Source organism: Mycobacterium lepromatosis, from assembly GCF_000975265.2.
GTDB lineage: Bacteria > Actinomycetota > Actinomycetes > Mycobacteriales > Mycobacteriaceae > Mycobacterium > Mycobacterium lepromatosis.
Genome location: NZ_CP083405.1, coordinates 775,962 through 802,378, shown reverse-complemented (window position 1 = coordinate 802,378; position 26,417 = coordinate 775,962). Strand labels below are relative to the sequence as shown.

20 protein-coding genes and 3 pseudogenes are annotated in these 26,417 nt (G+C 59.2%); 11 read left to right on the top strand and 12 right to left on the bottom strand.

What is annotated here, in order from left to right; genetic code table 11:
• The first annotated feature begins 212 nt into the window (after positions 1 to 212).
• Entirely contained in the window at positions 213 to 611 is a 399-nt protein-coding gene (locus MLPF_RS03680) for a hypothetical protein (RefSeq protein WP_050038939.1), read from the top strand.
• A 344-nt stretch (positions 612 to 955) separates the two neighbouring features.
• Here MLPF_RS03680 and MLPF_RS03675 read toward each other — a convergent pair whose 3' ends face one another.
• From MLPF_RS03675 to MLPF_RS03640, 8 genes are read right to left on the bottom strand one after another with little or no spacing between them, the layout of a single operon-like run.
• The gene (locus MLPF_RS03675) at positions 956 to 1,303 is read right to left on the bottom strand and encodes a metal-sulfur cluster assembly factor (protein WP_045842594.1); all 348 of its coding nucleotides are present in this window, start codon (positions 1,301 to 1,303) and stop codon (positions 956 to 958) included.
• The gene (gene sufU, locus MLPF_RS03670) at positions 1,296 to 1,775 is read right to left on the bottom strand and encodes a Fe-S cluster assembly sulfur transfer protein SufU (protein WP_045842593.1); all 480 of its coding nucleotides are present in this window, start codon (positions 1,773 to 1,775) and stop codon (positions 1,296 to 1,298) included. The genes MLPF_RS03675 and sufU overlap by 8 nt, the downstream gene beginning before the upstream one ends.
• Positions 1,772 to 3,028: a cysteine desulfurase gene (locus MLPF_RS03665; protein ID WP_045842592.1), complete on the bottom strand. Its 1,257-nt coding sequence runs from the start codon at positions 3,026 to 3,028 to the stop codon at positions 1,772 to 1,774. Before MLPF_RS03665 ends, sufU begins: the two co-directional genes overlap by 4 nt.
• Before the next feature lie 2 nt (positions 3,029 to 3,030).
• The gene (gene sufC / locus MLPF_RS03660; protein WP_045842591.1) at positions 3,031 to 3,813 is read right to left on the bottom strand and encodes a Fe-S cluster assembly ATPase SufC; all 783 of its coding nucleotides are present in this window, start codon (positions 3,811 to 3,813) and stop codon (positions 3,031 to 3,033) included.
• Positions 3,810 to 4,988, bottom strand: a complete 1,179-nt coding sequence (gene sufD, locus MLPF_RS03655) for a Fe-S cluster assembly protein SufD (protein ID WP_045842590.1) — start codon at positions 4,986 to 4,988, stop codon at positions 3,810 to 3,812. Before sufD ends, sufC begins: the two co-directional genes overlap by 4 nt.
• Entirely contained in the window at positions 4,985 to 7,591 is a 2,607-nt protein-coding gene (gene sufB / locus MLPF_RS03650) for an intein-containing Fe-S cluster assembly protein SufB (RefSeq protein ID WP_045842589.1), read from the bottom strand. Before sufB ends, sufD begins: the two co-directional genes overlap by 4 nt.
• Positions 7,592 to 7,642: 51 nt before the next feature.
• Positions 7,643 to 8,416, bottom strand: coding sequence for a helix-turn-helix transcriptional regulator (locus MLPF_RS03645; RefSeq protein ID WP_045842588.1), 774 nt, complete (start codon positions 8,414 to 8,416; stop codon positions 7,643 to 7,645).
• Entirely contained in the window at positions 8,383 to 8,562 is a 180-nt protein-coding gene (locus tag MLPF_RS03640) for a hypothetical protein (protein ID WP_162196874.1), read from the bottom strand. Before MLPF_RS03640 ends, MLPF_RS03645 begins: the two co-directional genes overlap by 34 nt.
• On the opposite strand from MLPF_RS03640, the pseudogene mptB reads away from it, so the two are divergent.
• The 4 genes and pseudogenes from mptB (at position 8,532) to MLPF_RS03620 (ending at position 13,701) form a co-directional block, all read left to right on the top strand.
• Positions 8,532 to 10,315, top strand: a pseudogene (mptB, locus tag MLPF_RS03635) (polyprenol phosphomannose-dependent alpha 1,6 mannosyltransferase MptB). The gene MLPF_RS03640 and the pseudogene mptB overlap by 31 nt on opposite strands.
• Positions 10,312 to 11,259: an ABC transporter ATP-binding protein gene (locus MLPF_RS03630; RefSeq protein WP_045842587.1), complete on the top strand. Its 948-nt coding sequence runs from the start codon at positions 10,312 to 10,314 to the stop codon at positions 11,257 to 11,259. The pseudogene mptB and the gene MLPF_RS03630 overlap by 4 nt, the downstream one beginning before the upstream one ends.
• A gap of 86 nt (positions 11,260 to 11,345) precedes the next feature.
• Positions 11,346 to 12,056, top strand: coding sequence for an ABC transporter permease (locus MLPF_RS03625; protein WP_236684882.1), 711 nt, complete (start codon positions 11,346 to 11,348; stop codon positions 12,054 to 12,056).
• Positions 12,057 to 12,687: 631 nt separating this feature from the next.
• Entirely contained in the window at positions 12,688 to 13,701 is a 1,014-nt protein-coding gene (locus MLPF_RS03620; RefSeq protein ID WP_420329575.1) for a COX15/CtaA family protein, read from the top strand.
• Positions 13,702 to 13,958: 257 nt separating this feature from the next.
• On the opposite strand, the gene MLPF_RS03615 is transcribed toward MLPF_RS03620, so the two are convergent.
• Complete coding sequence (locus tag MLPF_RS03615) at positions 13,959 to 14,222, bottom strand: hypothetical protein (RefSeq protein WP_082082307.1); 264 nt, start codon at positions 14,220 to 14,222, stop codon at positions 13,959 to 13,961.
• Between the two features lie 737 nt (positions 14,223 to 14,959).
• On the opposite strand from MLPF_RS03615, the gene MLPF_RS03610 reads away from it, so the two are divergent.
• On the top strand, positions 14,960 to 15,316 hold the full coding sequence (locus MLPF_RS03610) for a hypothetical protein (protein ID WP_237755945.1): 357 nt from the start codon (positions 14,960 to 14,962) through the stop codon (positions 15,314 to 15,316).
• Between the two features lie 178 nt (positions 15,317 to 15,494).
• Here the strand turns inward: MLPF_RS03610 and MLPF_RS03605 are convergent, their stop codons facing one another.
• Positions 15,495 to 16,397, bottom strand: a complete 903-nt coding sequence (locus MLPF_RS03605; protein ID WP_045842584.1) for a heme o synthase — start codon at positions 16,395 to 16,397, stop codon at positions 15,495 to 15,497.
• A gap of 257 nt (positions 16,398 to 16,654) precedes the next feature.
• On the opposite strand from MLPF_RS03605, the gene tkt reads away from it, so the two are divergent.
• The 5 genes and pseudogenes from tkt (at position 16,655) to pgl (ending at position 23,103) form a co-directional block, all read left to right on the top strand.
• Positions 16,655 to 18,754 (top strand): transketolase, encoded by a 2,100-nt coding sequence (tkt, locus tag MLPF_RS03600; protein ID WP_045842583.1) that lies wholly within the window; start codon positions 16,655 to 16,657, stop codon positions 18,752 to 18,754.
• A 16-nt stretch (positions 18,755 to 18,770) separates the two neighbouring features.
• The gene (tal, locus tag MLPF_RS03595) at positions 18,771 to 19,898 is read left to right on the top strand and encodes a transaldolase (RefSeq protein WP_045842582.1); all 1,128 of its coding nucleotides are present in this window, start codon (positions 18,771 to 18,773) and stop codon (positions 19,896 to 19,898) included.
• Positions 19,895 to 21,436 (top strand): annotated as a pseudogene (gene zwf, locus MLPF_RS03590) (glucose-6-phosphate dehydrogenase). The gene tal and the pseudogene zwf overlap by 4 nt, the downstream one beginning before the upstream one ends.
• A gap of 49 nt (positions 21,437 to 21,485) precedes the next feature.
• A pseudogene (opcA, locus tag MLPF_RS03585) lies at positions 21,486 to 22,363 on the top strand (glucose-6-phosphate dehydrogenase assembly protein OpcA).
• Positions 22,360 to 23,103 carry a 6-phosphogluconolactonase gene (gene pgl, locus MLPF_RS03580; protein ID WP_045842581.1) on the top strand — a complete coding sequence of 248 codons (744 nt, stop codon included), beginning with the start codon at positions 22,360 to 22,362 and terminating at the stop codon, positions 23,101 to 23,103. Before opcA ends, pgl begins: the two are co-directional and overlap by 4 nt.
• Before the next feature lie 108 nt (positions 23,104 to 23,211).
• Here pgl and ppc read toward each other — a convergent pair whose 3' ends face one another.
• A complete protein-coding gene (gene ppc, locus MLPF_RS03575) occupies positions 23,212 to 26,016 on the bottom strand; it encodes a phosphoenolpyruvate carboxylase (RefSeq protein WP_045842580.1) in 2,805 nt (934 codons plus the stop codon).
• Positions 26,017 to 26,045: 29 nt separating this feature from the next.
• A complete protein-coding gene (gene secG, locus MLPF_RS03570) occupies positions 26,046 to 26,279 on the bottom strand; it encodes a preprotein translocase subunit SecG (RefSeq protein ID WP_045842579.1) in 234 nt (77 codons plus the stop codon).
• Positions 26,280 to 26,417 lie beyond the last annotated feature (138 nt).

The window sequence follows — 26,417 nt, the reverse complement described above, 5'->3', positions numbered from 1 at the left end:
TGTGAGGAATCTATAGACTTTCAGTTGAACAACGGGCAGCTTCTTCTCATCAACACCACCCATGACCTACTGTCGCGCAACTATGCTCCGCGAGCCGCAACAAAGTTATCGATACCGAGCTTAGCTGGAGCCGTGCTGTCCGGAATCAGCTCGCCGACGTCGGGATCCTCAGCCTGATCTTCAATCGGTCTTAGGAAGACCAGATCGACACCATGTTTATGCTCAATGAAATCGGGCTGTGGTTAGCGCCCGAACCAGTGGTGCACAATGCACTAACACCTGGAGCACTGATCGCCGAACTTGTCCACGACCCACAGCGGCAACTGCTGGACGAGGTCGCGGCGAGCCAAAAACTACTCACGCTCGCTTATCTTGAGACCGGTTACCGCAAGTCTACCGACGATATCGCTAGTCATGCTGTGCAGAAATGTTATTCGTGGAAATTTCGCGAAGCGAAGAACCCGATCTTGGCTTATGATTGCACCGACACGCTGGTGGTCAGCGCCGCGTTGCCAGACGGCTGCATCGGGTTGTTCCTCGTCAGCGGTAGTGCCGTAATAGACATTCCTAGCCAATGTTCGACGGTCAGCGCGGTGCCCAGCTCCAACTAAACTCCACCTCTCCTATCGGCACAACACCGCTCAGGTGCAAGACTTCTCCCTTGTTATCTACAAGGCCATAATCCGTATCCAGTGTTCACTAGGAGCTGAAACTATCAGCGCGATGGAGGAAGTGCTTTGTCTGAACACCTATTACCTTAAGAATCGCAAGCAATTCGACATCACATTCAATTCAGTTGCATGGCGGCATCGATATGACCACGGAGTATCCGTTGTCCACTGCACGGCCCGGCTTACCACGATTTACATACACCCCACTTTTATAATGGCGCTTGCCGAGCCTGAACTCACTGGGCACTCGCAGCAACGAAAGAAACGTTGATATCTACTAGTTTTCAGACGGTAAAGCCGAGGGAGCGCAGTTGTTCGCGCCCGTCATCGCTGATTTTATCCGGGCCCCACGGTGGGTTCCAAACCCAGTTGATCCGTAGGTCGCTGACCAGACCACTACCGACCAACGCACTGCGTGACTGCTCCTCGATCACGTCGTTCAGTGGGCATGCGACCGACGTCAACGTCATGTCGACCAAAGCGATCATTCCTTCTTCGCCCTCTTCAAGACCCAAGCCATAGACCAATCCGAGATCGACGACGTTGATCCCCAATTCCGGGTCGACGACGTCACGCATCGCCTCTTCAACGTCGGCAAGCAACTCGTCACCCGACGCAGTGGTTTCACGCATCCGTGACCTCCTCGAGGACATTATCTTTCGAATTAGCATGCAGTAAAGCATCTTTGCAAGCCATCCAGCCAAGTAGCGCGCATTTGACCCGAGCCGGGTACTTGGCTACTCCTGCGAACGCGACCCCATCGCCCAGGACGTCCTCGTCACCTTCAATCGTTCCACGCGAGGACACCATCTCGGTGAACGCGGAGATGGTGTCCAGTGCGTCAGGAACACTCTGACCGATCACCTGCTGAGCAAGCACTGAGGTCGACGCCTGGCTGATCGAACAGCCTTGTCCTTCATAAGAAATATCTACGACGCCCGCGCCGTTGTCGGATAATGCTACACGCAAGGTGATCTCGTCACCGCAGATCGGGTTAACGTGGTACACCTGAGCACCGAACGGCTCCCGCAGCCCGCGATGCCGGGGATGTTTGTAGTGATCGAGGATCACTTCCTGATAGATCTGTTCTAGGCGCAACGTCATTCTTTCCCAAAGAAATCCAACGCGCGTAGCACACCTGCCACCAAACGGTCGACCTCGTCGACGGTGTTGTACACGGCAAACGACGCCCGCGCAGTGGCCGTTAAAGCAAAACGACGATGCAGCGGTAACGCACAATGGTGCCCGACCCGCACAGCGACGCCGTCGTCGTCTAGCACCTGACCGATGTCGTGGGCGTGCACGCCGTCGACGACGAACGACACTGGCGAGCCACGATTCTCCATCGACGTCGGCCCGATTATGCGTACGCCATCGATTTCGGACAGGCTCTCGATCGCCGCTGCCACCAACTCGCGTTCGTGGGCTTCGACGGCGTCCATCCCGATGGAGTCGAGATAGCTTGCAGCTGCGGCTAATCCGACTACCTGGGAGGTCATCGGGGTACCGGCTTCAAAACGCTGCGGCGCCGGCGCATACGTCGTGGCTTCCATAGTAACCGTCTCGATCATCGAACCTCCGGTAAGAAATGGAGGCATCACCGATAACAGCTCGCGACGCGCATATAAAACACCTATCCCATTAGGACCCAACATTTTATGTCCGGAGAACGCGGCGAAATCAACACCCAAACTATGCAAGTCGACCGGCTGGTGTGGCACCGACTGACAAGCATCCAGAACTGTCAGTGCACCCACCGCCTTGGCTCTCGCTACTAGCTCACGCACAGGAGCCACCGCACCAGTCACATTGGAGTGATGGCTGAAAGCAACGAGCTTGACACGCTCGTCGAGCTGTAGCGAGTCCAGGTCGATTCGCCCGTCGTCGGTGACGCCGTACCAGCGCAACGTCGCACCGATACGCCGGGCAAGCTCCTGCCATGGGATCAGGTTGGCGTGGTGCTCGAGCTCGGTGGTGACAATAACATCACCGCTGTCATCGACGGTACCCTGGAACCTCTTGTCACCGAAGACATATGACACCAAGTTGAGAGACTCGGTAGCGTTCTTGGTGAAGACCAATTCGTCGGCGGATGCACCGATAAATGCTGCTATTTCGACGCGCCCCCGCTCGTAGGCGTCAGTGGCCTCTTCCATCAATTGGTGCGCACCACGATGCACCGCGCCGTTGGATGTGACAAGAAACTCCCGCTCAGCGTCGAGCACCTGCACCGGGCGCTGCGACGTCGCACCGGAATCCAGGTACACCAACTGGTTTCCTCCCCGCATGACACGTTTTAGGATCGGAAAATCAGCACGAATCGCTGAAAGATCCAATGGGGTCAGCGAGATAGTCATGGTTAAACCCCGGTTGCCGCCGTTTGGGAGAAACGTACGTAGCCATTCTGCTCAAGTTCGTCGGCCAGCTCTGAACCACCGGATTCGACGATCCGGCCACCAACAAACACGTGTACGAATTCCGGACGAATGTAGCGCAAGATGCGAGTATAGTGGGTGATCAACAAGATGCCCCCGTGCTCCGAATCAGCATAGCGGTTCACCCCTTCGCTGACCACGCGCAATGCGTCGACATCCAAACCGGAATCGGTCTCGTCCAGGATGGCGATTTTGGGCTTGAGCAGTTCCAGTTGCAGGATCTCGTGACGCTTCTTTTCGCCACCGGAGAAGCCCTCGTTGACGCTGCGTTCGGCAAAGATCGGATCGATCTCCAGCGCACCCATCGCGGCCTTCACCTCTTTGACCCAGTGCCGCAGTTTAGGCGGCTCGCCGCGAATTACGGTAGCGGCCGAGCGCAGAAAGTTCGACACCGACACTCCAGGAACCTCAACGGGATACTGCATGGCCAGAAACAATCCGGCTCGAGCGCGCTCGTCAACGCTCATCGATAGCACGTCAGCGCCGTCTAATGTAATGGCACCCGCGATAACCCGGTACTTGGGATGGCCCGTGATGGCATAAGATAACGTGGACTTGCCAGAGCCGTTAGGGCCCATCAACGCATGCTTCTCACCAGATTGCACAGTCAGGTCGACGCCATTGAGAATGAGGATCTGACGCTCGGACTCAGCGGCGCCGGGATTCTCAACGCCGACGTGCAGGTCTTTGACTATCAAAGTCGTCATGAGGCTGTTGATCTCGATTCCGTGATGGTCAGTTCGTGTTCGATAGCTGCGATCAGCCGTTCCCGCACCCGGGGCACCACAATCTTGGAGATGATTTCGCCGAAGAAGCCGCGGACCAGCAGACGACGGGCCTGTTCTTCGCCAATGCCACGGGAACGCAGATAGAACAACTGTTCATCGTCGAACTGTCCGGTAGCACTGGCATGTCCAGCGCGGACAATCTCACTGGTCTCAATCTCCAAGTTGGGCACCGAGTCGGCACGCACACCGTCTGTGAGTATCAGATTACGATTCACCTCGCAGGTGTCGGTGCCGGTAGCCTCGGCGCGAACCAACACGTCCCCGACCCAAACGGTATGAGCATCTGGCCGTGACGAGGACGAATCTCCTTGCAGTGCACCTTTGTACAGCACATTCGATTTGCAGTCAGCATGAGAGTGATCAACCAGCAGGCGTGATTCGAGGTGCTGCCCATCGTCGGCAAAGTACAGACCCAGCAGCTCGGCATCGCCACCGGGACCGGAGAATCGTACGTTGGCCGACATCCGGACGACCTCGCCGCCCAGTGTGACAGTGACATGCCGCAACACCGCGTCTTTGCCCAGCAGGACATGGTGTGCGCTGAGATGAACCATATCGTCAGCCCAGTCAGCGATCCACACCACGGTGAGCCGTGCGGCGGCCTCGACAATGAACTCGACGTTGTCGGCGTAAGTTCCACTCCCCCGATGGTCAATGACCACTACCGCTTCGCCGAGTTTACAGACCCTGATCTGTAAATGACCGTACACCACTGCGCCTTTGTCGGGCACAGTCACGACGATGTTGACCGGTGTAGCGATCTGCATATCCCGCTCAACGGTCACCACCATCGCGGACTGGAACGACGAAAATGCCTGGGCTGCAATACGGTCAGCGGGGATGCCGCCCTGCCCCAGCCGTCTGTCGCCACGGCCCACGGTCTCGGTCTGCACACCAGGTTGCTGGCTGACTCTGATCTGCACCTTGCCATTGGCCACGGCCGACCCGTCGTGCAGGCCGCGCAACCGCCGCAGCGGCGTGAACCGCCAAATCTCGTCGCGGCCACCAGGCACTTCGAAAGCATCGACGTCAAACGACGCGAACAACCTCCCCTTATTCAATGCGGTAAGTGACGACCCCTCAACAGCGGTCATCCGACCGCACCCTCCATCTGCAATTCGATCAGCCGATTGAGTTCCAGCGCGTACTCCATCGGCAGTTCCTTGGCAATCGGCTCGACGAAGCCGCGCACCACCATCGCCATTGCCTCATCCTCGGTCAACCCACGGCTCATCAAGTAGAACAGCTGATTCTCGCTGACCTTCGAGACGGTGGCCTCATGGCCCATCGTGACGTCGTCTTCGCGAATATCGACGTACGGATAGGTGTCGCTGCTGCTGATCGTATCGACCAGCAACGCATCGCATTTTACGCTGGAGCGCGACCCGTGTGCACCCTTATTAACTTGCACCAGGCCACGGTAGGAGGTGCGGCCCCCGCCTCGGGCCACCGACTTGGACACAATATTGCTCGCCGTGTTCGCTGCCATGTGAAGCATCTTGGCCCCGGTGTCCTGGTGCTGGCCTTCACCGGCGAACGCCACTGACAACACCTCACCTTTGGCGTACTCACCGGTCATCCAGACCGCCGGGTACTTCATGGTGACCTTGGACCCGATGTTACCATCGATCCATTCCATGGTGGCACCCGCCTCAACACGGGCGCGCTTCGTGACTAAGTTGTAAACGTTGTTCGACCAGTTCTGGATGGTTGTATACCGAACGCGAGCGTGAGGTTTCACGATGATCTCGACCACCGCGGAATGCAGCGAGTCCGACTTGTAAATTGGCGCGGTGCAACCCTCGACGTAATGCACGTACGAGCCCTCGTCGGCAATGATCAACGTCCGCTCGAACTGGCCCATGTTCTCGGTGTTGATCCGGAAGTAAGCTTGCAACGGGATATCAACGTGCACACCTGGCGGGACGTAAATGAAGCTGTTGTGCGCCACGATCCCGTTTGCAACGAAATTCTCTAAACCCACGACCTGAATGTCGTAGGTAGGCTTCTCACCCACCAGCGTCTTACTCTTCAAACGTGCGAAGCCGACGGTATCGGTGGACAATGACGAGAAATTGAGCCCAGCGGCAGCGACATACCGCTGTCCTCTTGCCTTGCTCGCCGGTTCCCCTCGCTTGCCAGGCGTACGAGTACCTACTCGGTCGAGACTGCCCTGAATCCGCAGCCGACAACTTGTGCTCATGACAATGCGACCGTCCCTGCAAGTTGCACTCCGTGTCCGCTCAACGAACGCCTCGTCGGGATATAGTCCGCAACCGATAGCGAGTTGCCTGACGTCTTCGAACAGCTCCTGGCTGGCAAACTCGATCGACATGGTGGCACCATTGCTCTCGATCCAACCATCAGCATCGACCAGGCCGCCAATAAAAGCGAGCTGGTGCTCATGCGGCAAGCTATAGATCCAGGCAGGCAGCCGTTTGGTTTTCTCTTCTCCAGAAAATCCAAGTTGTGCAAGCCATGTCTCGAAAGCCTTGGAAATCACGATGAATCCACAATTCACCGCTGTGACGTTGGCACCGAACTGTTCACTCACCACCCGGATGGCAATGTGATGCACTGGATCATCTGCAGAGATCGAGAACGTGACTTGCCGCATGTGCTTATGCGGTGCAGCAGTATGACCATCACCTAGCCACAACCCCAAGAGCCACAGCAGATCAACGCTGTTCCGGCACGGAAAATCAAGGCACTGCTGAGTCCGGTTCTTGATGCACAGCTCCGGCTCGGAGAAAAAAATGGTTCCACTATCGTCGGGCAACACGCGAGCAACCGCGATCGGCTCACCCGGCTCAATCTCCTCGAGTGGTGCCCAAACGGCTGTCCATCGTGTGCGCTTGCCCTTCTCGACTCTCCGTGCCACTAAGAATTGATGGTTTCCGGTTGCTTCGAGGGTCCGACCTGCAACATGCATCTCGTATACGAGCTTGGTTCCACTCGCCACCTTAGCCAAGACTTTGCCACGCTCGAGTTCGCGTCCAATATTTACACCAAACACTTCATCACCGGGCTGGACGTCGGCAATACTCACCAAGCCCTTGCCCTTAACATTGATACGAGCATCGGCGGTTAGACACCCGCCACTCCACACTGCTGTATTCAATGCGGAAAACTTATTATCACCAGCCGGGATCACAGTGCCTAGGTATTGCTTGAAGAGGTCGGGGTATTCCCGCAGACCCGTTTCTGTGTCGAGGAAGACGACACCTTGGGCCTTCAGGTCCGCTCGGATTTGGTGGTAAACTACCTCTGACTCGTATTGCGCCGCTACGCCGGCAACGAGACGCTGCTTCTCCGCCTCTGGAATGCCTAGCCGGTCATAGGTGTTGCGAATGTCATCGGGCAGCTCATCCCAGCTGGTGGCCTGCTTCTCGGTAGAGCGCACGAAGTACTTGATGTTGTCGAAGTCGATGCCATCGAGATTGCAGCCCCAGCGCGGCATGGGCTTACGCTCAAAGACACGCAGCGCCTTTAGCCTGATCTGCAGCATCCATTCCGGCTCATCCTTTTTCGCTGATATGTCCCGAACAACATCCTCGGAGAGCCCGCGCTGCGCGCTGGCGCCCGCGACGTCGGAGTCCGCCCACCCGTAGCCGTATTTACCCAGCGAGTCGATTGCCTGCTGCTGGGTCAACAACTCGGGAGCCGGCGACTTCGTAGTCTCTGACGTGCGTGTCATCTGAGCGCTCCTTTGGTGCTCGTTGTACGGCGCGGCCTGAATGCCGCGCTGTTAGGTCTTGCTCGGTACCGACGTGAGTGGCACATGGGTAGTACAGGCGCAATCTCCGTTGACGATCATCGCCAACCGCTGCACGTGGGTTCCGAGCACCTCGGCAATGGCCTGCTGCTCGGTTTCACACAACTCGGGGAATTCTTCGGCGACATGGGACACCGGGCAATGATGCTGGCAAATCTCCACTCCATGGATCGGTCCGCCCACCCGCGTGGTGGTTGCGACGTAACCAGCGTCGCTCAGCGCACTGGCAACCCGGTTGGCGGCTGCCTCAACATCGACGTCGGCACCGCCGCCGGCTGGCTCAACATCGGCCAAGATCGCGTCGATACGTTGCCGAGCGAACGTGCGAACAGCGTCCTCCCCGCCGATTTCCCGCAGTTGTCGCATGGCCGCCGACGCCAAGGTGTCGTAAGCATGACCGAGCTTGGCCCGCCCCACCGCAGTCAGCCGGTAGTGCTTGGCGGGACGGCCGCGGCCAACCTGCTGCCAGGGCGCCGCAACCGCGGATTCAGCGTCGCCCATCTCGATGAGTACATCGAGATGACGCCGCACGCCTGCGGCAGACAGGCCCAGACGGTCGCTGATCTCACCGGCGGTGATCGACCCGGACTCCAGCAACAAGCGCACCACCGCGCGGCGAGTGTGACCATCCGACACTGCAGCTGTCGTCGTAGCAGCATCCAGTTCCGACTGGATTTTCACAACACCAGTGTGACGCAATTCTGGCGATCGGTCTAGTGAAGGATACCCTCGGTGAACGTTGAGCACATCACATCATGAACCTTGCCCCAGCGCCGGCTGGCATGCTGCTCAGCCTGATGGCCCCGCCACGCAACGGCGCGCATTCCACGGCCCGCCTCGTCGTCGGGGCTACGCTCCTCTGATGGCAGCCCGCCACCACACGCTGAGTTCATCGATCGCCAGTTTGCATGGTGATGAGCAGGCAGTGGGCTCACCACTGAACGATACCGACCGGACCGCGTTGCAGCGCACCCGCTTGTTTGGGGCTACCGGCACCATTCTGATGGCGGTTGGCGCGCTCGGAGCCGGGGCCAGGCCAGTCATCCAGGACCCCACGTTCGGGGTCCGGCTGCTCAATCTGCCATCACGCATCCAAACGGTCTCGTTGACGATGACTACAACCGGGGCGGTCATGATGACACTGGCCTGGTTGATGCTCGGCCGGTTCGCGCTGGTTAAGAGACAAATGTCGCGCGGCGAGCTGGACCGCACCCTGTTGCTGTGGACGCTGCCGCTATTGATTGCACCACCGATGTACAGCAAGGATGTCTACTCCTACCTGGCGCAAAGCCAGATTTCCCTACAGGGACTCGACCCTTACCGGGTAGGTCCGGCGTCCGCACTGGGACTAGGCCAGGTGTTCACGCTTTCGGTGCCCAGCCTATGGCGGGAAACACCAGCGCCCTACGGCCCACTGTTTTTGTGGATCGGACGCGGAATCTCGGCGCTGACCGGAGACAACATCATCGCCGCGGTACTCTGCCACCGGTTGATGGTGTTACTCGGCGTCGGCCTGGTCGTATGGGCAACTCCGCGGCTGGCCCAACGCTGCGGCGTGGCCGAGGTCAGCGCATTATGGCTAGGTGCGGCTAATCCACTGCTAATCATGCATCTAGTAGCCGGCATCCACAACGAGGCACCGATGCTCGGGCTTATGCTCACCGGGGCCGAATTCGCGCTGCGTGGCATTGACTTATTGTCCACAACGCGATTGATGCCCACCTCCTGGTGCGGTGGAGGTACCGGCAGGCCATACAGCGGGACACGTACGAACCAGGCAATCCCGTTAAGCTCGAATTGGGAGCCGCTGGGCATGTTGCTGGTCGGTTCGATCCTAATCGTACTGTCTTCACAAGTGAAGCTGCCCTCGCTGCTGGCACTGGGATTCGTTGCGATGGCGCTAGCCTGCCGACTGGGCAGTACCCCGAAAACGTTGCTAATGGTCAGCTTGTGGATGGCAGGATTGTCGCTGGCAGTGATGGGCGTCGTTGGCTGGGCCAGTGGGCTCGGGTTTGGCTGGATTTACACGTTGGGCACCGCAAACGTAGTACGCAGCTGGATGTCACCGCCGACGCTGCTAGCTCTCGGCACCGGGCACGTAGGCATTCTGCTGGGTCTGGGGGATCACACCACTGCAGTGCTGTCGCTGACTCGCGGCATCGGCGTACTGATCATCATGGTCATGGCCTGTTGGCTGTTGCTGGCTGTGTTCCGCGGTCGGCTGCACCCGATCGGCGGCCTCGGCGTCGCGCTGGGCGTCACGGTGTTGCTGTTTCCCGTCGTGCAGCCCTGGTATCTGCTGTGGGCCATCATTCCGCTAGCCGCCTGGGCGACCCGCACCGGCTTCCGAGTGGCTGCAATCGCCGTCACCATCGTCGTGGGTGTCTTCGGCCCGACGGCCAACGGTGACCGCTTCGCGCTGTTCCAAATTGTGGATGCCACCGTGGCCAGCACCATCATCGTGTTGGTGCTCATTGCGCTGACCTACACCCGTTTGCCATGGCGACCCACTCCAGACGGTCCCAGCCAAGAGGCGCAAACTCGATCAACAAACCGGTGAGAGTTGTCGCGCCGGACTCGGAGACCTCGCAAAACTCCGCGTCTCCTGCGACCCGGCGGCCGACCGCCTACGCTGACTTAACGTGAGCTCGGCCTGCACAGTCCCCGAAACCCCCGAAATCGTCGTCCGGCTACGTGGGGTATGCAAGCACTACGGGTCCATATTGGCCGCATCGAACCTCGATCTGGACATCCATGCCGCCGAGGTGCTGGCTCTGCTGGGGCCCAACGGCGCAGGCAAGACGACGACGGTTGAGATGTGCGAGGGCTTTGTACGCCCCGATGCCGGCACGATTGAGGTACTCGGCCTGGATCCGATCACCGACAACGCACGTCTGCGCGCCCGTATCGGAGTTATGTTGCAAGGTGGGGGCGGTTACCCGGCGGCACGCGCAGGAGAAATGCTCAACCTGGTGGCCTCATACACCGCTGACCCGCTGGACCCAGAATGGCTGCTGGAAGTCTTAGGCCTCACCGACGTTGCCTGCACCACCTACCGGCGGCTGTCCGGCGGCCAGCAACAACGGCTTGCCCTAGCCTGTGCGTTGGTTGGCCGTCCCGAACTGGTGTTCCTGGACGAGCCCACCGCGGGCATGGATACGCACGCCAGGCTGCTGGTGTGGGAGTTGATCGACACGCTGCGCCGAGACGGAGTGACGGTGGTGCTGACCACTCACCAACTGAAAGAGGCTGAGGAACTCGCCAACCGGCTAGTCATCATTGACCACGGACGCATAGTTGCCGACGGAACACCGACCGAATTGATGAACACCGGCGCCAAAGACCAACTGCGGTTTAGCGCGTCGCCGCAGCTAGACTTGTCACTTCTGGCGTTCGCACTGCCGGAAAACTACAAGACCACAGAGCTCACTCCAGGCGAGTACTTGGTCGAAGGCCCCATCGACCCACAAGTGCTGGCAACTGTCACCTCCTGGTGCGCACAAATCGACGTGCTGCCCACCAATATGCGGGTCGAGCAACACAGCCTCGAAGACGTGTTCCTGGATCTCACCGGCAGGAAGTTGCGATAGTGACACAAAACAACACACAAACGAACGGCCCACTATTTCCTGCGGGGATTTTCACTCCAGGTCCCCGACCCAACGCCGTGCCTCGGATGGTGGCTGCACAGTTTACGCTGGAGCTTAAGCTGCTGCTACGCAACGGCGAGCAACTGCTACTGACCATGTTCATCCCGATCACCCTGCTGATCGGGCTCACACTGTTGCCACTCGGCTCCTTCGGCCACCATCGCGCCGCCACGTTTGTACCGGTCATCATGGCGCTGGCAGTGGTCTCTACCGCATTCACCGGGCAGGCTATCGCGGTTGCTTTTGATCGTCGCTACGGCGCACTAAAAAGATTCGGAGCCACCCCACTACCGGTTTGGGGCATCATCGCCGGCAAGTCCCTGGCAGTCGTAACCGTTGTGTTCTTGCAGGCAATCATCTTGGGGGCCATCGGCGTTGCGATGGGTTGGCGACCGGCGCTGATCTGCTTGACGCTGGGCGCAGCGATCATCGCGTTGGGCACCGCAGGCTTGGCGGCACTCGGCCTGCTGCTCGGCGGCACCTTGCGGGCCGAGATCGTCCTAGCGGTCGCCAACCTGATGTGGTTCGTGTTCGCCGGGCTTGGCGCGCTGACTGTCAAGACGGACACGATCTCGGCGGCGGTTAAGTGGGCGGTCCGCCTAACCCCCTCGGGTGCACTGACAGAGGCGCTGTCGCAGGCAATGACTCTGTCGGTGGACTGGTTCGGGGTCGTCATTCTGGCGGCATGGGGCACGCTCGCGGCGCTCGCGGCGCTGCACTGGTTTCGGTTCACCTGATCCCTGTATGACGGCCGCAACACAGCAGCTGCGCAACCGAACATCACCCGCCAAACAGGGGTTGGTTTTGACCACCAGGGGTTGGTTTTGACCACGTCATTGGCCACTTACGTGGTAGTTTAGCCCCTTAGCGCACTACGCCAAACACCCTACCTCCCAAGTGCCCGGCAGCATCGCTATCCTACAGATCAACGCCGAATGCATCGCCGCTCAACGTGCGCAATGCGGCAGGCTGCACGACCGTCTCCTCGGCAGCCGGCCCCCCCAAAAAACCAGCGCTCCCACTCCTCGATCAGAGCAGCGACCACCACAAACACATCATTTGTTGACCCGCCGCACGCATGAACTGGGCAGATTTGGCGGCCAGAAATGAATGTCAAGGCTGCCGATCACTGCTTACTAGCCTAGCAGCCAGCCCACTACCGAGCGAGCAAATACCTAACCGGACTCTTGGTACCCACGGCGCCGCGACGCTGTGCCTTGCTGGAAGTGGCCATCGAAGCACCCACCAGGCACTCGCGCTGGATGACCTGTTGCACCGACCATATGAACCAGCCCCGGGCATGGGCTTGCCAGGATGTAGTTGCAACGCCCGACCGCGTCAATCCCCTACTACCGGATGTAGTTTTCATTGTCTTACGATCGAGCGGTGCCTGTCGGACGAATGCTGTTGCAACTAGTCGACCTACTGCCCGACCCTGGCCTGCGTGTCCAGCGGATCATCGCCGCGACCGTCATCCTCACCCAGGGCGGTATTGCCGTCACCGGCGCGATCGTTCGCGTCACGGCGTCCGGGCTGGGCTGTCCCACCTGGCCACAGTGTTTTCCGGGCAGCTTCACCCCAGTCGCCGTCACCGAGGTGCCACGGATCCACCAGGCACTCGAGTTTGGTAACCGAGTAACCAGCATAGCGGTGACCATCGCCGCCGCGCTGGCCGTCTTAGCAGTTACCCGGGCCCGACGACGCACTGAAGTTCGAGTGTACGCGTGGCTGATGCCGATCTCAACGGTGTTGCAGGCTGTCATCGGCGGCATCACCGTGCTTACCGGGTTGCTATGGTGGACAGTCGCCATCCATCTACTTACATCGATGACTATGGTGTGGCTGGCGGTGTTGCTCTACGTCAAGGTCGGTGAACCCGATGGTAGAATTACCTATGGGCGGGTAATCTGGCCGCTGAGCGTACTGACGACCCTAACTGCAGTCAATCTGGCGGTGGTGCTGGTGACCGGCACGCTGGTGACGGCTGCTGGCCCGCACGCGGGAGACCGCAGTCCCAACCGCACGGTTCCGCGGCTAAGAGTCGAGATCACCACCCTGGTGCACCTGCATTCGTCGTTGCTGGTCGCCTACCTAGTACTGCTGGTTGGGCTGGGCTTCGTGCTGTTGGCGGTCGGCGCCACCCGGGTCATCCTGGTGCGGCTCGCCGTGTTGCTCACTCTGGTTTGCGCGCAAGCCGCTGTTGGCACCACGCAATACTTCACCGGGGTGCCTGCCGCCCTGGTCGCAGTCCATGTGGCTGGTGCCGCGGCGTGCACTGCGGCCACCGCAGCGCTATGGGCCTCAATGCGAACCCGGTTGCGGAAAAGGCCTAGCCCGAGTTGCTCGCACGCTGACTCCACGCCCAGCGCGAATTCGCACTAGGCGCGGTGCGGGTGCTGACGTCCAATCATCACCGGCCCAGCGACGGTTCCACCAGCTGCAATTCCAGCAACCGAGGCCTCCGGCGACCACCGACTAAGTGGGCGCACGCGCAGCAACTCGCCGACGTCGATGCTCGTCTCGGTTGCCGCCAGCTGTTAGCAGCGGCGGCGATATCCCAGATTTCGAAATCGGGCTCGGCCTGAAAATCAGAGTGTCCCGGTTGGTAAACACGTGCGACGGCTCACCACCGACGAAGATCAATATACGTTTCTACACCCGATCCACCCGACTGTACCAGGGTGGCCACGTAGGTAGCCGCCGACCAATCTTTGCAACATCGCGTGGCCGATACCCGACGGTCGGGCTGACGAAGACAGCACCAGGACGCGGCCACCGGACCGGGCCTCCTGGCGCGAACACCTCCCCAACACCGTCGACACCGCTCGATTCGCCAGGTCTTCCCAGTAACGCCGGTCAACATTCCAGACGACGACGGCGGGTGGGTTCAGCAAATTGGGCACACTAGTGGTCCAGGCCAGGAAATCGTCGAGCTGCTCAGCGTAGTCGTAGGTAGCCTGCCGGATCCCCAGGTCCGCGCTGCCGACCTCGGGGTCGTCCTAAGGCAACCACCTCTGGGCGTGCAGGCCGTAGCGTCGCAGCAGGCCGGAACAAACCCGGGATCATCGCCGGCCGCCAGCAACCTGCTGGCGAGATCCTGCCAACACGACGCGGGGAGGGAAAAGGTCTGTTCGTGCGAGCTTCATACCCGGGCATGATAGCCACATACATGCAATCGACGCCGTCGCAACTGGCTGCCCTGAATTCCTGCACTATGTCGACAAGCCGCAGCCGAGGCCACGCACGGCAAGCTACTGATCACAGCCGAAGGTATTGACATAAACTTCATCAACACTTGCTCTCACTCAACCATAATATATCCTCCCACTGCCGTTCATCCTCGGCTCGGACGTGTGCGGCACGGCCGTTGCTGCTGGCGAGGGTGCCAACACCACGTTGTCGACGTAGGCGAACAGGTGGTCAGTGCCACGGTAACGGAAGCTACGTTGAATAATCTCCTCTACCAGCCTTTTGACCGACAAAGTGCCATACGGAGTAATCTTGAAGCAGAAACTGAAGCAAAAACATGGTAATACTAAAAGGTCTGACCGCCCCCACTCTTTGCTGAAGTCGATGCACCCGGTGCGACACGGCACGGCCGTACTGGTGCCCACCGGCGCCGTCAAGCATCGGTTTGATCTTGACCCGGTGGGCCACTCATCTCGGGGCGCGGTTCATCATCACCGTCTCGAATGCGGAAAAGCACAACTATCCAAGGAGGCTGGCGCCGACGAGCTGCTCTCTTGTCCCGACGCTGCCCAATTCGGCCAGCCAGTTCGGGCACTTACCGGAAGTGCCCTACGTGGCAGCGGTTTATGACAGCGTGGTGTTACCACCTTTTGACGCCAGCATGGCTGTCCACGGGACACTGGCGCTTTCAGGTGTCGCAAAGCGCACCCATTACACCTGTCGATCCGTAACGCCTCAACGCCGCCGGCTCAATCTACCTCACCCGGCCGACGCTGACCCATTTCATCCGAACCGGCGAGAAGTTTAGCTGACGGACCAGCGAGCTGTTCGAAGCAATCGGCGACGGAACCGTCCCCATCGAGGTCGGCGTACACACTATCCGCTGTCTGAAACCGTCCGCACCCACGAAGATCTGGAAGGCCGCAAGACCGCCGGCTCGGTCATGTTGCTGCCTTAGGCCGAGCCACCAGAGGGGGTGATCAAAATCAAAATAGTGTCGGCAAGGCGAGCACCGAGTCGACCGCTAACGCGCAGAACACCACTGCCAGATAGTTGTTTGATTGCAGGAACAGCCGTAGCGGCTTAACCGGCTCACCGGCACAGACTCCAACGTATAATTGATGGGCCATAGCTAAAAACCATGCCCCGGCGACGACGGCCACCGCCGTATACAGCCACCCTGTCGCCAGTGCCAGCACCAGCGTAGATAATGCGGTGAGCCAAGTATAGATCAAAATCTGTTTGGTGACGTGACGCTCGGTCGCCACAGCCGGCAGCATCGGGACGCTGGCCACTTTGTAATCGTCCTTGTAGCGCATCGCCAATGCCCAGGTGTGCGGCGGAGTCCAGAAGAAAATGATGGCAAACATCGCCAATGCCGGCCAGCCGATAGTGTCAGTGATCGCCGACCAACCAATCATCACCGGCATACACCCAGCCGCACCGCCCCATACGACGTTTTGCGACGTCCGGCGCTTGAGCAACAGCGTGTAAACGAATACATAGAACGCGACGGTAGCGAGTGCCAGCAGTCCCGACAGCAGATTGGTCGTCCACCACAGCCAGAAGAATGAACCCGCAGTCAACACCAGCCCGAACGCCAAGGCATTTCGGGGAGGCACCGCGGCCCGCGCCAGCGGCCGCCGGGAAGTCCGCTTCATCAGCTTGTCGATATCGGCGTCGGCCACACAGTTGAGCGTGTTGGCACCTGCAGCAGCCGATATCCCGCCGAGTAGCGTGTTGAGAATTAACAGCGGATTAGCGCTACCGCGGTCGGCGAGCAGCATCGCTGGTATGGCGGTGACCAAAAGCAGCTCGATGACGCGCGGCTTGGTCAACGCCAGGTATGCCAACACTCGGCTCCGCGCTAAGCGCGCGCGAAAACTCACGTATTAACTCCTCGGGATCGCAGCAGCGCGCAGCTTCTACTACGCACGATGGTAGACCGCATGCCCGTAGCCAACAGCCCGACAGGTCTTTCAACGCAGATTTATCCCAAATTGCAAAGCGCGAAAGGACACCGGCTAGTTGCGCCGCAGCGGGCCGTAGGCACCCGAAAACCGGGCCCTGCAACAGGGCCGCACTCCCACACTAGGGTGAGATTAATCAGTTTGATGACCTGACCAGCTGACCTAAGGACTGATTCGTGACCACATTCGACCAGATTTCCACGCTGACCCAACCGCGCCATCCCGATGACTGGACCGAGATAGATTCGGCTGCAGTCGACACCATCAGGGTGTTGGCTACCGACGCGGTGCAAAAAGTTGGCAACGGGCACCCTGGGACGGCGATGAGCCTGGCCCCGCTGGCCTACACCTTGTTTCAGCGCACTCTGCGCCACGATCCCAATGACACCGCATGGCTGGGTCGTGACCGATTCGTGCTTTCAGCCGGGCATAGCAGCCTTACCCTGTATCTTCAACTCTACCTCGGCGGCTTCGGTCTCGAACTATCTGACATCGAATCGCTGCGCACCTGGGGATCCAAAACTCCTGGGCATCCAGAGTTCCGGCACACTAAGGGTGTTGAAATCACCACCGGCCCACTCGGCCAGGGCCTGGCGTCAGCAGTCGGGATGGCGATGGCATCACGTTACGAACGTGGCCTGTTCGATCCCGACGCTGAGCCGGGAACCAGTCCCTTCGACCACTACATTTACGTGATCGCCTCTGATGGAGACATCGAAGAAGGGGTGACATCGGAAGCATCGTCGCTGGCCGCAGTCCAACAACTCGGCAACCTCATCGTGTTCTACGACCACAACCAGATCTCGATCGAAGACGATACCAAAATCACGCTATGCGAGGACACCGCCGCACGCTACCGAACCTACGGCTGGCACGTACAAGAGGTGGAAGGTGGCGAGAACGTCGTCGGCATTGAGGAAGCCATCACCAACGCGAAAGCCGCCACCGACCGGCCGTCGTTCATCGCACTGCGCACCATCATCGGTTATCCCGCGCCGACCTTGATGAACACCGGCAAGGCGCACGGTGCGGCCTTCGGCGAAGAGGAGGTAGCGGCCACTAAGCGAATCCTTGGGTTCGATCCCGACGAGACCTTTGCAGTCCGCGAGGACGTAATCACCCACACCCGCGGCTTGATAGCCCGCGGCAAAGAAGCCCACGAACGCTGGCAACTAGAATTCGAGACGTGGGCGCAGCGCGAGCCCGAACGCAAGGCACTGTTGGACCGGTTGCTCGCCCAGCAGCTTCCCGACGGCTGGGACGCTGACCTGCCTTACTGGGAGCCGAGGTCCAGGGAATTGGCCACCCGAGCCGCTTCTGGTGCGGTGCTATCCGCAATAGGACCGAAACTCCCGGAGTTGTGGGGCGGGTCGGCCGATCTAGCAGGCAGTAACAACACTACCATGAAAGACGTTGATTCCTTTGGGCCGCCGTCGATTTCAACCAAAGAGTACACCACACATTGGTATGGCCGCACCTTGCATTTTGGTGTTCGCGAACATGCGATGGGCGCCATTCTGTCCGGCATAGTGCTGCACGGCCCCACCCGCGTATATGGTGGTACATTTCTACAGTTCTCTGACTACATGCGTCCGTCGGTGCGGCTGGCGTCGTTGATGGATATCGACACGATCTACGTGTGGACGCATGATTCGGTCGGACTCGGCGAGGACGGCCCAACACATCAGCCCATCGAACACCTCGCAGCGTTACGTGCGATCCCTCGACTGTCCGTGGTGCGTCCCGCCGATGCCAACGAGACGGCGTATGCGTGGCGCACGATCTTGGCCCGCCGGGCCAACAGCGGTCCGGTCGGGCTGATCCTGACCAGGCAGGATGTGCCGGTGTTGGAAGGCACCAACGCCGAAGGCGTCGCCCGAGGCGGCTATGTGCTAGGTGACGGTGGTGGTCCCGAAGCTGAGGAGCCTGACGTCATTTTGATCGCCACCGGATCCGAGGTCCAACTCGCTGTCGCTGCTCAGAAGTTGTTGGTGGACAAAGACATCATTGTTCGGGTGGTGTCGATGCCGTGTGTGGAATGGTTCGAGTCACAGCCGTACGAGTATCGCGACAGCGTGTTGCCCCCGTCGGTGTCGGCACGGGTGGCCGTCGAAGCCGGTGTCGCGCAGTGCTGGCATAAGCTGGTCGGAGACACCGGCAAGATCGTGTCCATCGAGCACTACGGCGAATCCGCAGACTACCAGACTTTGTTCCGTGAGTACGGATTCACGCCGGAGGCCGTGGTTGCCGCAGCTGAACAGGTATTGGATAATTAAGAATGAGGCGATCTGGATGACCTCACAAATTCAGAACCCCAACCTCGCCGCATTGAGCGCTGCCGGGGTGTCCGTCTGGTTGGACGACTTGTCGCGAGACCGGTTGCAGTCAGGCAACCTACAGGAGCTGATTGACACCAAGAGCGTCGTTGGCGTGACCACCAACCCGTCCATCTTTCAGAAAGCACTCGCAAACGGCCACACCTACGATGCCCAAATTGCCGAGCTTGCCAAGCGCGGCACCAATGTAGATGCCACCGTCCGAGCCGTCACCACCGACGATGTTCGCCACGCATGCGACTTGTTGGCGTGTGAATGGGAAGCTTCCCACGGAAAAGATGGCCGGGTATCGATTGAAGTCGATCCCCGTTTAGCACATGACACCGACAAAACCATCGCACAAGCCGTCGAACTATGGAAAATAGTCGACCACCCGAACTTGTTCATCAAGATCCCGGCGACCAAAGCTGGCCTACCGGCTATCACCGCCGTTTTAGCAGAAGGGATTTCGGTCAACGTCACGCTGATCTTCTCTGTACAGCGGCATCTCGAGGTGATTGACGCCTACCTGGCCGGGATCGAAAAGGCCGCCGAAGCTGGACACGACCTATCCAAGATAGTCTCGGTAGCATCGTTTTTCGTCTCACGCGTGGACACCGAAGTCGACAAACGACTGGAAAAACTTGGTTCCGAGCAAGCACTCGCGCTACGCGGCCAGGCCGGCGTCGCCAACGCCCGATTAGCCTACGCGGCTTACCAAAAGGCCTTCGAAAGTGGCCAGCGCTACCAAACACTCATGGTTCGCGGAGCCCAGGTACAGCGCCCACTGTGGGCATCGACCGGTGTCAAAAACCCCAATTACTCCGACACCCTGTACGTCACCGAGCTGGTAGCTCCAAACACTGTGAACACCATGCCGGAGAAGACGATTGATGCCGTAGCCGATCACGGTGTGATCCGTGGTGACACGATCAGCGGTACTGCTTTGTCCGCCCAAAAAGTGCTCGACTCACTGGTGGCGGTCGGGGTCGATCTGACCGATGTGTTCGCGGTACTAGAGCATGAGGGTGTGCAGAGGTTTGTGGAATCCTGGCAAGAACTACTCAAGGAAACTCAGGAACAGCTGGACTCCGTCGCCAAATGAACCCAGTAGCCACACGTATCTCCACCGCAACTCAGTGGCGGAACCCGCTACGGGACAAGGCAGGCAGCTATCCAGAATAGCCAGCCGTGCACGATGGTGGTTTTCGGGGTCACTGGTGACCTGTCCCACAAGTAAAGTGATGTCAGCGACTTACGATCTGGCCAGTCGGAGCCTTTTATCACCCATGTTTTCCATGGTGAGCTTCGCCTGACGAGATTAGAGCACCCAGGATTTCGTTGACGTCGTCTACAACATCGTTAAGTAGCACTGCCGGATGCCATTTCGGCAGGCGAACTGGAGCCAGCTGGCGGAAGGATTCCGGTTCATATCGGCCTCTTTATGACAATGAGGATGCGTTCGCCGGTTCGCCGATGCCCTGGACAAGCTGGAAGCCAAGCCCCAGCACCAGCGGCGATCAGGAATTCTACCTGGCGATCTCGCCCAAATCTTTCCCGGTGGTCTGCTAACAGCTACATAAGTCCGAATTGGCTCGCCCACAAACCGACAGCTGGAGCCGGGTTGTCACCGAGACACCGTTCGACCACAACCTGGACAGCTCCCGCGACCTGAACAAGTCGGACAACGCAGTCTTCCCGGAGGAAGCTATTTTCGTATCGACCACTACCTGGGCAAAGAGACAGTGCAGAACATCTCGACGCTTAGATTCGCCAATCAACTGTGGGATCCGATCTGGAACGCACATGTGCAGATCACCGTGGCCAAAGACATCAGACTTGGTTACCGAGCCGGTTCCTACGACGGCATCGGTGAAACCCGTGATGTTATCCAGAATCATCTGATGCAACTGCTGACGTTGACCGCGATGGAAAAGCCGGCCCAGCTTTAATCCGGTTTCGTGGCAAGTTGAGACGATCAAGGTGCTGTCGGCGACGTACCTCGCCGACCCGTTCGACGAGACCACCAACTGCGGCCAATACACCGCCGGCTGGCAAGGCGGCGAAAAGTGGCCAGGCTGTTCGACGAGGACGGGTTCGCCACGGACTCCAACGCCCGAGACCGTCGCCGCTATCACGCTCAGGGTTAATACCCGGCGTTGAACGGATGTACCACTCTACCTACGAACCGGGAAACAACTAAGAGGTAGGGTGACCGAAATCGCTCTGGTTTTCAAACGCGCACCGCAGCATCCCTTGGAACGCCACCATACCGACGAGCTCTGCACCAACACTTTGGTCATACGCGTACAGCCTGACGAAGTGATCAACTTGCATTTCAACTCCAAAGTCTCGGAAGGCGCGATGGAAGTCCGCGACGTCAACATGGACTTCTCCTACGGCTCGACGTTCGCCGAGGATTCACCGGAGACCAACTAGCGACTGATCCTTGATATGCTGCTCGGCCGACCGTATCTGTTTCCGGTCAATGCGGAGGTCGAATTAGCTTGGGAAAAACTCGACCCAGCTCTCGCCGGTTGGTCGATACACAGCAAGCCCGATCCGTACGAGGCGGGAACCTGGGGTCCAGAATTACCCTTCAAGATGCTATGGCGCACTGGCCGGGAATGGCAGCCACCATGATCCGCGTCAGCGACGATGCAGAACGAAGCGATGGTGAGGAGCGACGCAAATGATCGTTGATTTTCCCGACACCACCACGACGGTCAATAAGAAACTCGACGAGCTCCGCGAAAGGATCGGCGCCGTCACGATGAATCGAGTGTTTACGCTGTTCATCACGCCGGACAGCGAAGCCGTGCTCGAAGAATCTATCAAGGCCGCCAACGGAGAGCCAGCCCGAATATCCCCAACCGAATCATCGTCGCGATGAGAGTCAATCCGTACGCCAATAAAGCACTTCTGGATGCACAACTGCGGATGGGTGCCGATACAGGCGCCGGGGTGGTGGTGTCTGGACCTCTTGCTAGTCACGCCCACAGCGTCGTTATCCCGTTCCTGCTCCCTGACATCTCGATGTTGGCCTGGTGGCAGGACATCGCCCCAACGATGTCCTGTCAAGACTCGCTGAACAAGTTGGCAATTCAGTGTACTACCAACAGTATCGAACCGCTGTTGGTCATCAAGAGCCGACTACCCGGTTACACCGCCAGCGACACCGACCTGGCGTGGGCCCTAATAACCTATTGGCGCGCTCTGCTGAACTCCGCGGTCAACCTGTCACCCCACGAGCCGATCGATTCGGCACTGATTTCCGGCTTGAAGACCGAACCCACGCTCGACGCGCTGGCCTGCTGGATCAACGGACCGGTACGCCGAGCGGTCGCCAATCTGAAGGTCGAACTGATACGCAATAGGGAAACCATCTTCATAAGCCGACCTCAGACTTGGGCGACCTCTACCCTTGTCCGAACCGCGAAACCAGATGCCCTAGTTCCTTTGGCCCGCAGGGAAACCGGCGAGTTCCTAGTCGAAGACCTGCGACGATTGGATCCCGACGAGATCTACTTCAAAGCCCTCGAAGGCATTGAGAAGGTGCAGTACCTGTGAGCGTCAATGTAGAGATCTTTCCAGACAGCAAGACCATGATCGGAGCCGCCGGCAAACGACTTGCCAGCACCATCCAGTCCGCCGTGACTGCCAGGGAAAGGGCGTTGATTGTGCTGACCGGTGGCAGCAGCGGCATTGGATTGCTGCGGGATTTAGCCACACGTGGACAGCAGATCGATTGGCCTAGGGTGCATCTATTCTGGGGTGACGAGCGCTACGTTCCCGAAGACGACGACGAGCGCAACGAGAAGCAGGCACGTGTAGCGTTGCTCGACCACATCGACATCCCGCCTAGCCAGGTGCACCCGATGCCCGCAGGCGACGGTGAATTCGGCAACGATCTAGAAACAGCGGCGCTAGCCTACGAACAGCTGCTGACTACCTACGCCGCACCCGGTGATCCCACTCCGAATTTTGATGTGCACCTGATGGGCATGGGACCCGAAGGACACATCAACTCGCTGTTCCCAAACACCGTAGCTGTGCGCGAGACCAGTCGTATGGTGGTCGGGGTCAGGGACTCTCCAAAACCGCCGCTAGAACGAATCACCTTGACACTTAATGCTATTCAACGTTCCCGTGAAGTATGGCTGATGGTATCCGGTGCGGCGAAGGCCGACGCAGTGGCAGCCGCCATGGGTGGCGCTCCCTCTACCTCGATACCGGCCGCCGGAGCTATCGGACTTGAAACCACGCTCTGGCTGCTAGACGAGGAAGCCGCAGCCAAGCTGCCTGGCTAGTGGCGTCATAATGACCTTCATGGCCGACAGAGTCGTGCGCAGCGAACTGGAGCGAAGGCGGTTATCAAAACAAGATGATGTCACCCCGATCTCAACCCTTGCCCCGGATTAGCCACTGTTACGTAGCGCGCTGGCCAATCCGTTCATCGTCAAAAGGATGCCACGTTGCACCAGTTCGTCGTCGTAACCCGAGCGGTAGCGACGCAATAGCTCCACCTGAAGGTGGTTTAACGGCTCCAGATACGGGAAACGGTTGAACACCGAGCGCGCCAGCGCCGGGTTGTCAGCAAGCAGATCGTCATGACCCGTAATGAGTTTGTGCATGGCGATAGTGCGCTGATATTCGTCGACGATCTTATCAAACACTCTGTGCCGCAAGGCTTCGTCGACCACCAGCTCGGCATAGCGGGCTGCCAGGTCCATATCACTTTTGGCCAGTACCTGAGCCATGTTCGACAGCACGCTGCGAAAGAACGGCCAACGCTGATAGAGGTCGTGCAGTATTTCTACCCGTCGCGATTCACTTTCGGGTCCAACCGCAACCCACTGCTGAAACGCCGATCCGGTGCCATACCAACCAGGGAGCATGACCCGTGATTGGCTCCATGCCAGTACCCACGGGATGGCACGCAGATCCGCGATTGACGTGGTAGGCTTACGTGATGTCGGTCGGTTGCCAATGTTCAACGCTCCGATCTCGCTGATTGGTGTGGAAGCCTGGAAGTAGTCAACGAAACCTGGTGTGTTGACTAATTCGGTGTAGGAACGCCGTGCAAGGGTGGCTACTTCGTCGAGTACGGTGTAAGCAAGTTCAGCCTCATCGCCTAAGACTTCAACATTCAAGAGCGTTGATTCCAGGGTTGCGGCCACCAAACTCTCCAGGTTGCGTCGCGCTATCTGCGGTTCGGCGTATTTGGCGGCAATTACCTCGCCCTGCTCGGTGAGACGCAACGAGCCATTTACCGCCCCTGGGGGTTGCGCCAGAATAGCTTGATAGCTAGGGCCACCGCCACGTGCGACAGTACCGCCGCGACCATGGAAGAGGCGCAATCGGACTCCGGTTTTGCGGGCCACGTCTACCAGAGCGAGTTCGGAGCGGTAAACCGCCCAGTTGGCGGTCAGATAGCCGCCGTCTTTGTTGGAATCAGAGTAGCCGAGCATTACTTCTTGCCAGTCACCGCGAGCAGCTACCAACGCTCGATATAGCGGAAGTTCCAGCATCGCGTGCAGAATGGCCGCCCCGTTGTACAGATCGTCGATCGTCTCAAATAGCGGCGAGATGCCCACCGGGCAGTACGGCTGCGGTCCAGAGGCGTCTAACAGACCCACCTCCTTCAGGAGGATAGCAACCTCCAGGACATCAGACACGGACTGGCACATCGAGATGATGTAGTTGGGCACCGCAGCCGACCCGTAAAGCTCGACGGCGTGGGCAGCGGCCGCAAGAACGGCCAATTCGCCGCGCACCAAGTCGGATAATTGCGCACGATCCCCGACCAACGGGCGGCGGGTGCCGAGTTCGCCCGCCAGCAGCTCGACTCTTTGATCTTCGGGCAACGAACTGTAGTCTGGGTGCACCCCGGCCCACGCCAACAGCTCAGTGACCACCTCTTCGTGCACATCGGAGTTTTGTCGCATATCCAGACCGCACAAGTGAAAACCGAAGACTTCAACGCCTTCTCGCAACAGTGCCAGCCGATCGTCGGCTAACACCGCGGCGCCGTGCGTGAATAGGGAGGCCTCGATGGTGTCCAGATCGGCACACAATTCGGCTGGCGTCGAATACGGTGGCAAACCCAGGCTAAGCTGGTCGGGTGGCTGCTGATCCAGGATGTTGGAGGCAGTCGCTGACAATCGACCCCGGATCACCCGCAATGCCCGCCGGTACGGCTCGTCAGCACAAACCGCATCCTCACAGCTAGCAGCCAGCTCGGCCAGCTCAGGGGTGACGGTTATCAGTCGCGCCGACATCGACAGCTCCTGCTCGAGGTGGATGAGTTCGGCCAAATAGTGCGCCACCGCGGTGTAGGCGGCGCTACCGGTCGCTCGCCGCACCACGTCGGCAGTCACGTTCGGGTTTCCGTCCCGGTCACCACCGATCCAAGATCCGGGTTGCAGTATAGGGCCGGACAGCAGTTCGGCATCGGGCCACCGGGCACGCAACGCGTTGCGCACCTCGGAATTCACCTGCGGGATCACATGGAAAAGCGCGGCGGGGTAGTATCCCAGCCCGACGTCGATCTCGTCGGAGATCTGCAACCGCGACAACCGGATCAATGCCGTCTGCCACAGCGTGAGAACTTGACGGCGCAACTCACGCTCAATGCTGCGGCCATCGTTGGTTTCGGTGTGCCCTTCTGCATGCAGCAGCATCAACTCGGTAATCCGGCGTTGGGTGACGAATACGGTACGCCGACGGGTCTCGGTGGGATGAGCAGTGATCACCGGCGAGACCAGTGCACCCGTAAGGGCATCTGCCACAGTGGCCGAATCAATTTCTACCAGAACCAGTTTCGCGTATGTGGCCGCTAAACTGCTATCCTGCGGCGGCTCGCCGGCGTCGAGGTGAATTTGGCGCCGACGCTCCCGGTGGATGTCCTCGGCAACGTTGGCCAACAGTGCGAAATGGCTGAACGCCCGGATGATCGGGATGGCCAGGTGAATGTCGAGACCAGAGAACATGCGCGCCATCTCGGCCCGATCAATCTCAGAACGCCGCACCCGGAACGACTCCACCCGGGCTCGTTCGACGAGATCGAAAACCTCATCACCGTTCTGCTCACGCACAATATCACCAAGGATGGTACCCAATAGCCTGATGTCGGCACGCATCGGCTCAGTCGCCTCGCGACCGATTCGAGTCCGCTGGACCGCACCGATCGGTTCCAGCACAGCATCAGAAACCTCAACCATGTGTGCGAGGATCAACTTGAGTAGCAGTGCTAACGGTATTTGGTTAACAGGGCTACACCGATTATGGATACCAGCCAGATTCCGGTGACGAACAGAGTCAGACGATCCAGATTCTTCTCCACCACCGTCGACCCGGACAGACTAGATTGCACGCCACCACCAAACAGCGTCGACAGGCCACCACCCTTCGCGCGGTGTAAAAGCACTAACAGCACTACGAGGATGCTGGTGACCACCAGGATGATCTGCAGGACCAACTCCATGGTCGACAGACTACCGTCTACAGTCGACCGGACCTAGCATAGGCGGGCCGCAAGTGGGCACGCACGCCCAGTCTTCTTGCTGATCGTGGATCAGCAGTGTCAGCACAGCGACGAGTCCGGCCGACAATACAGCAAGAC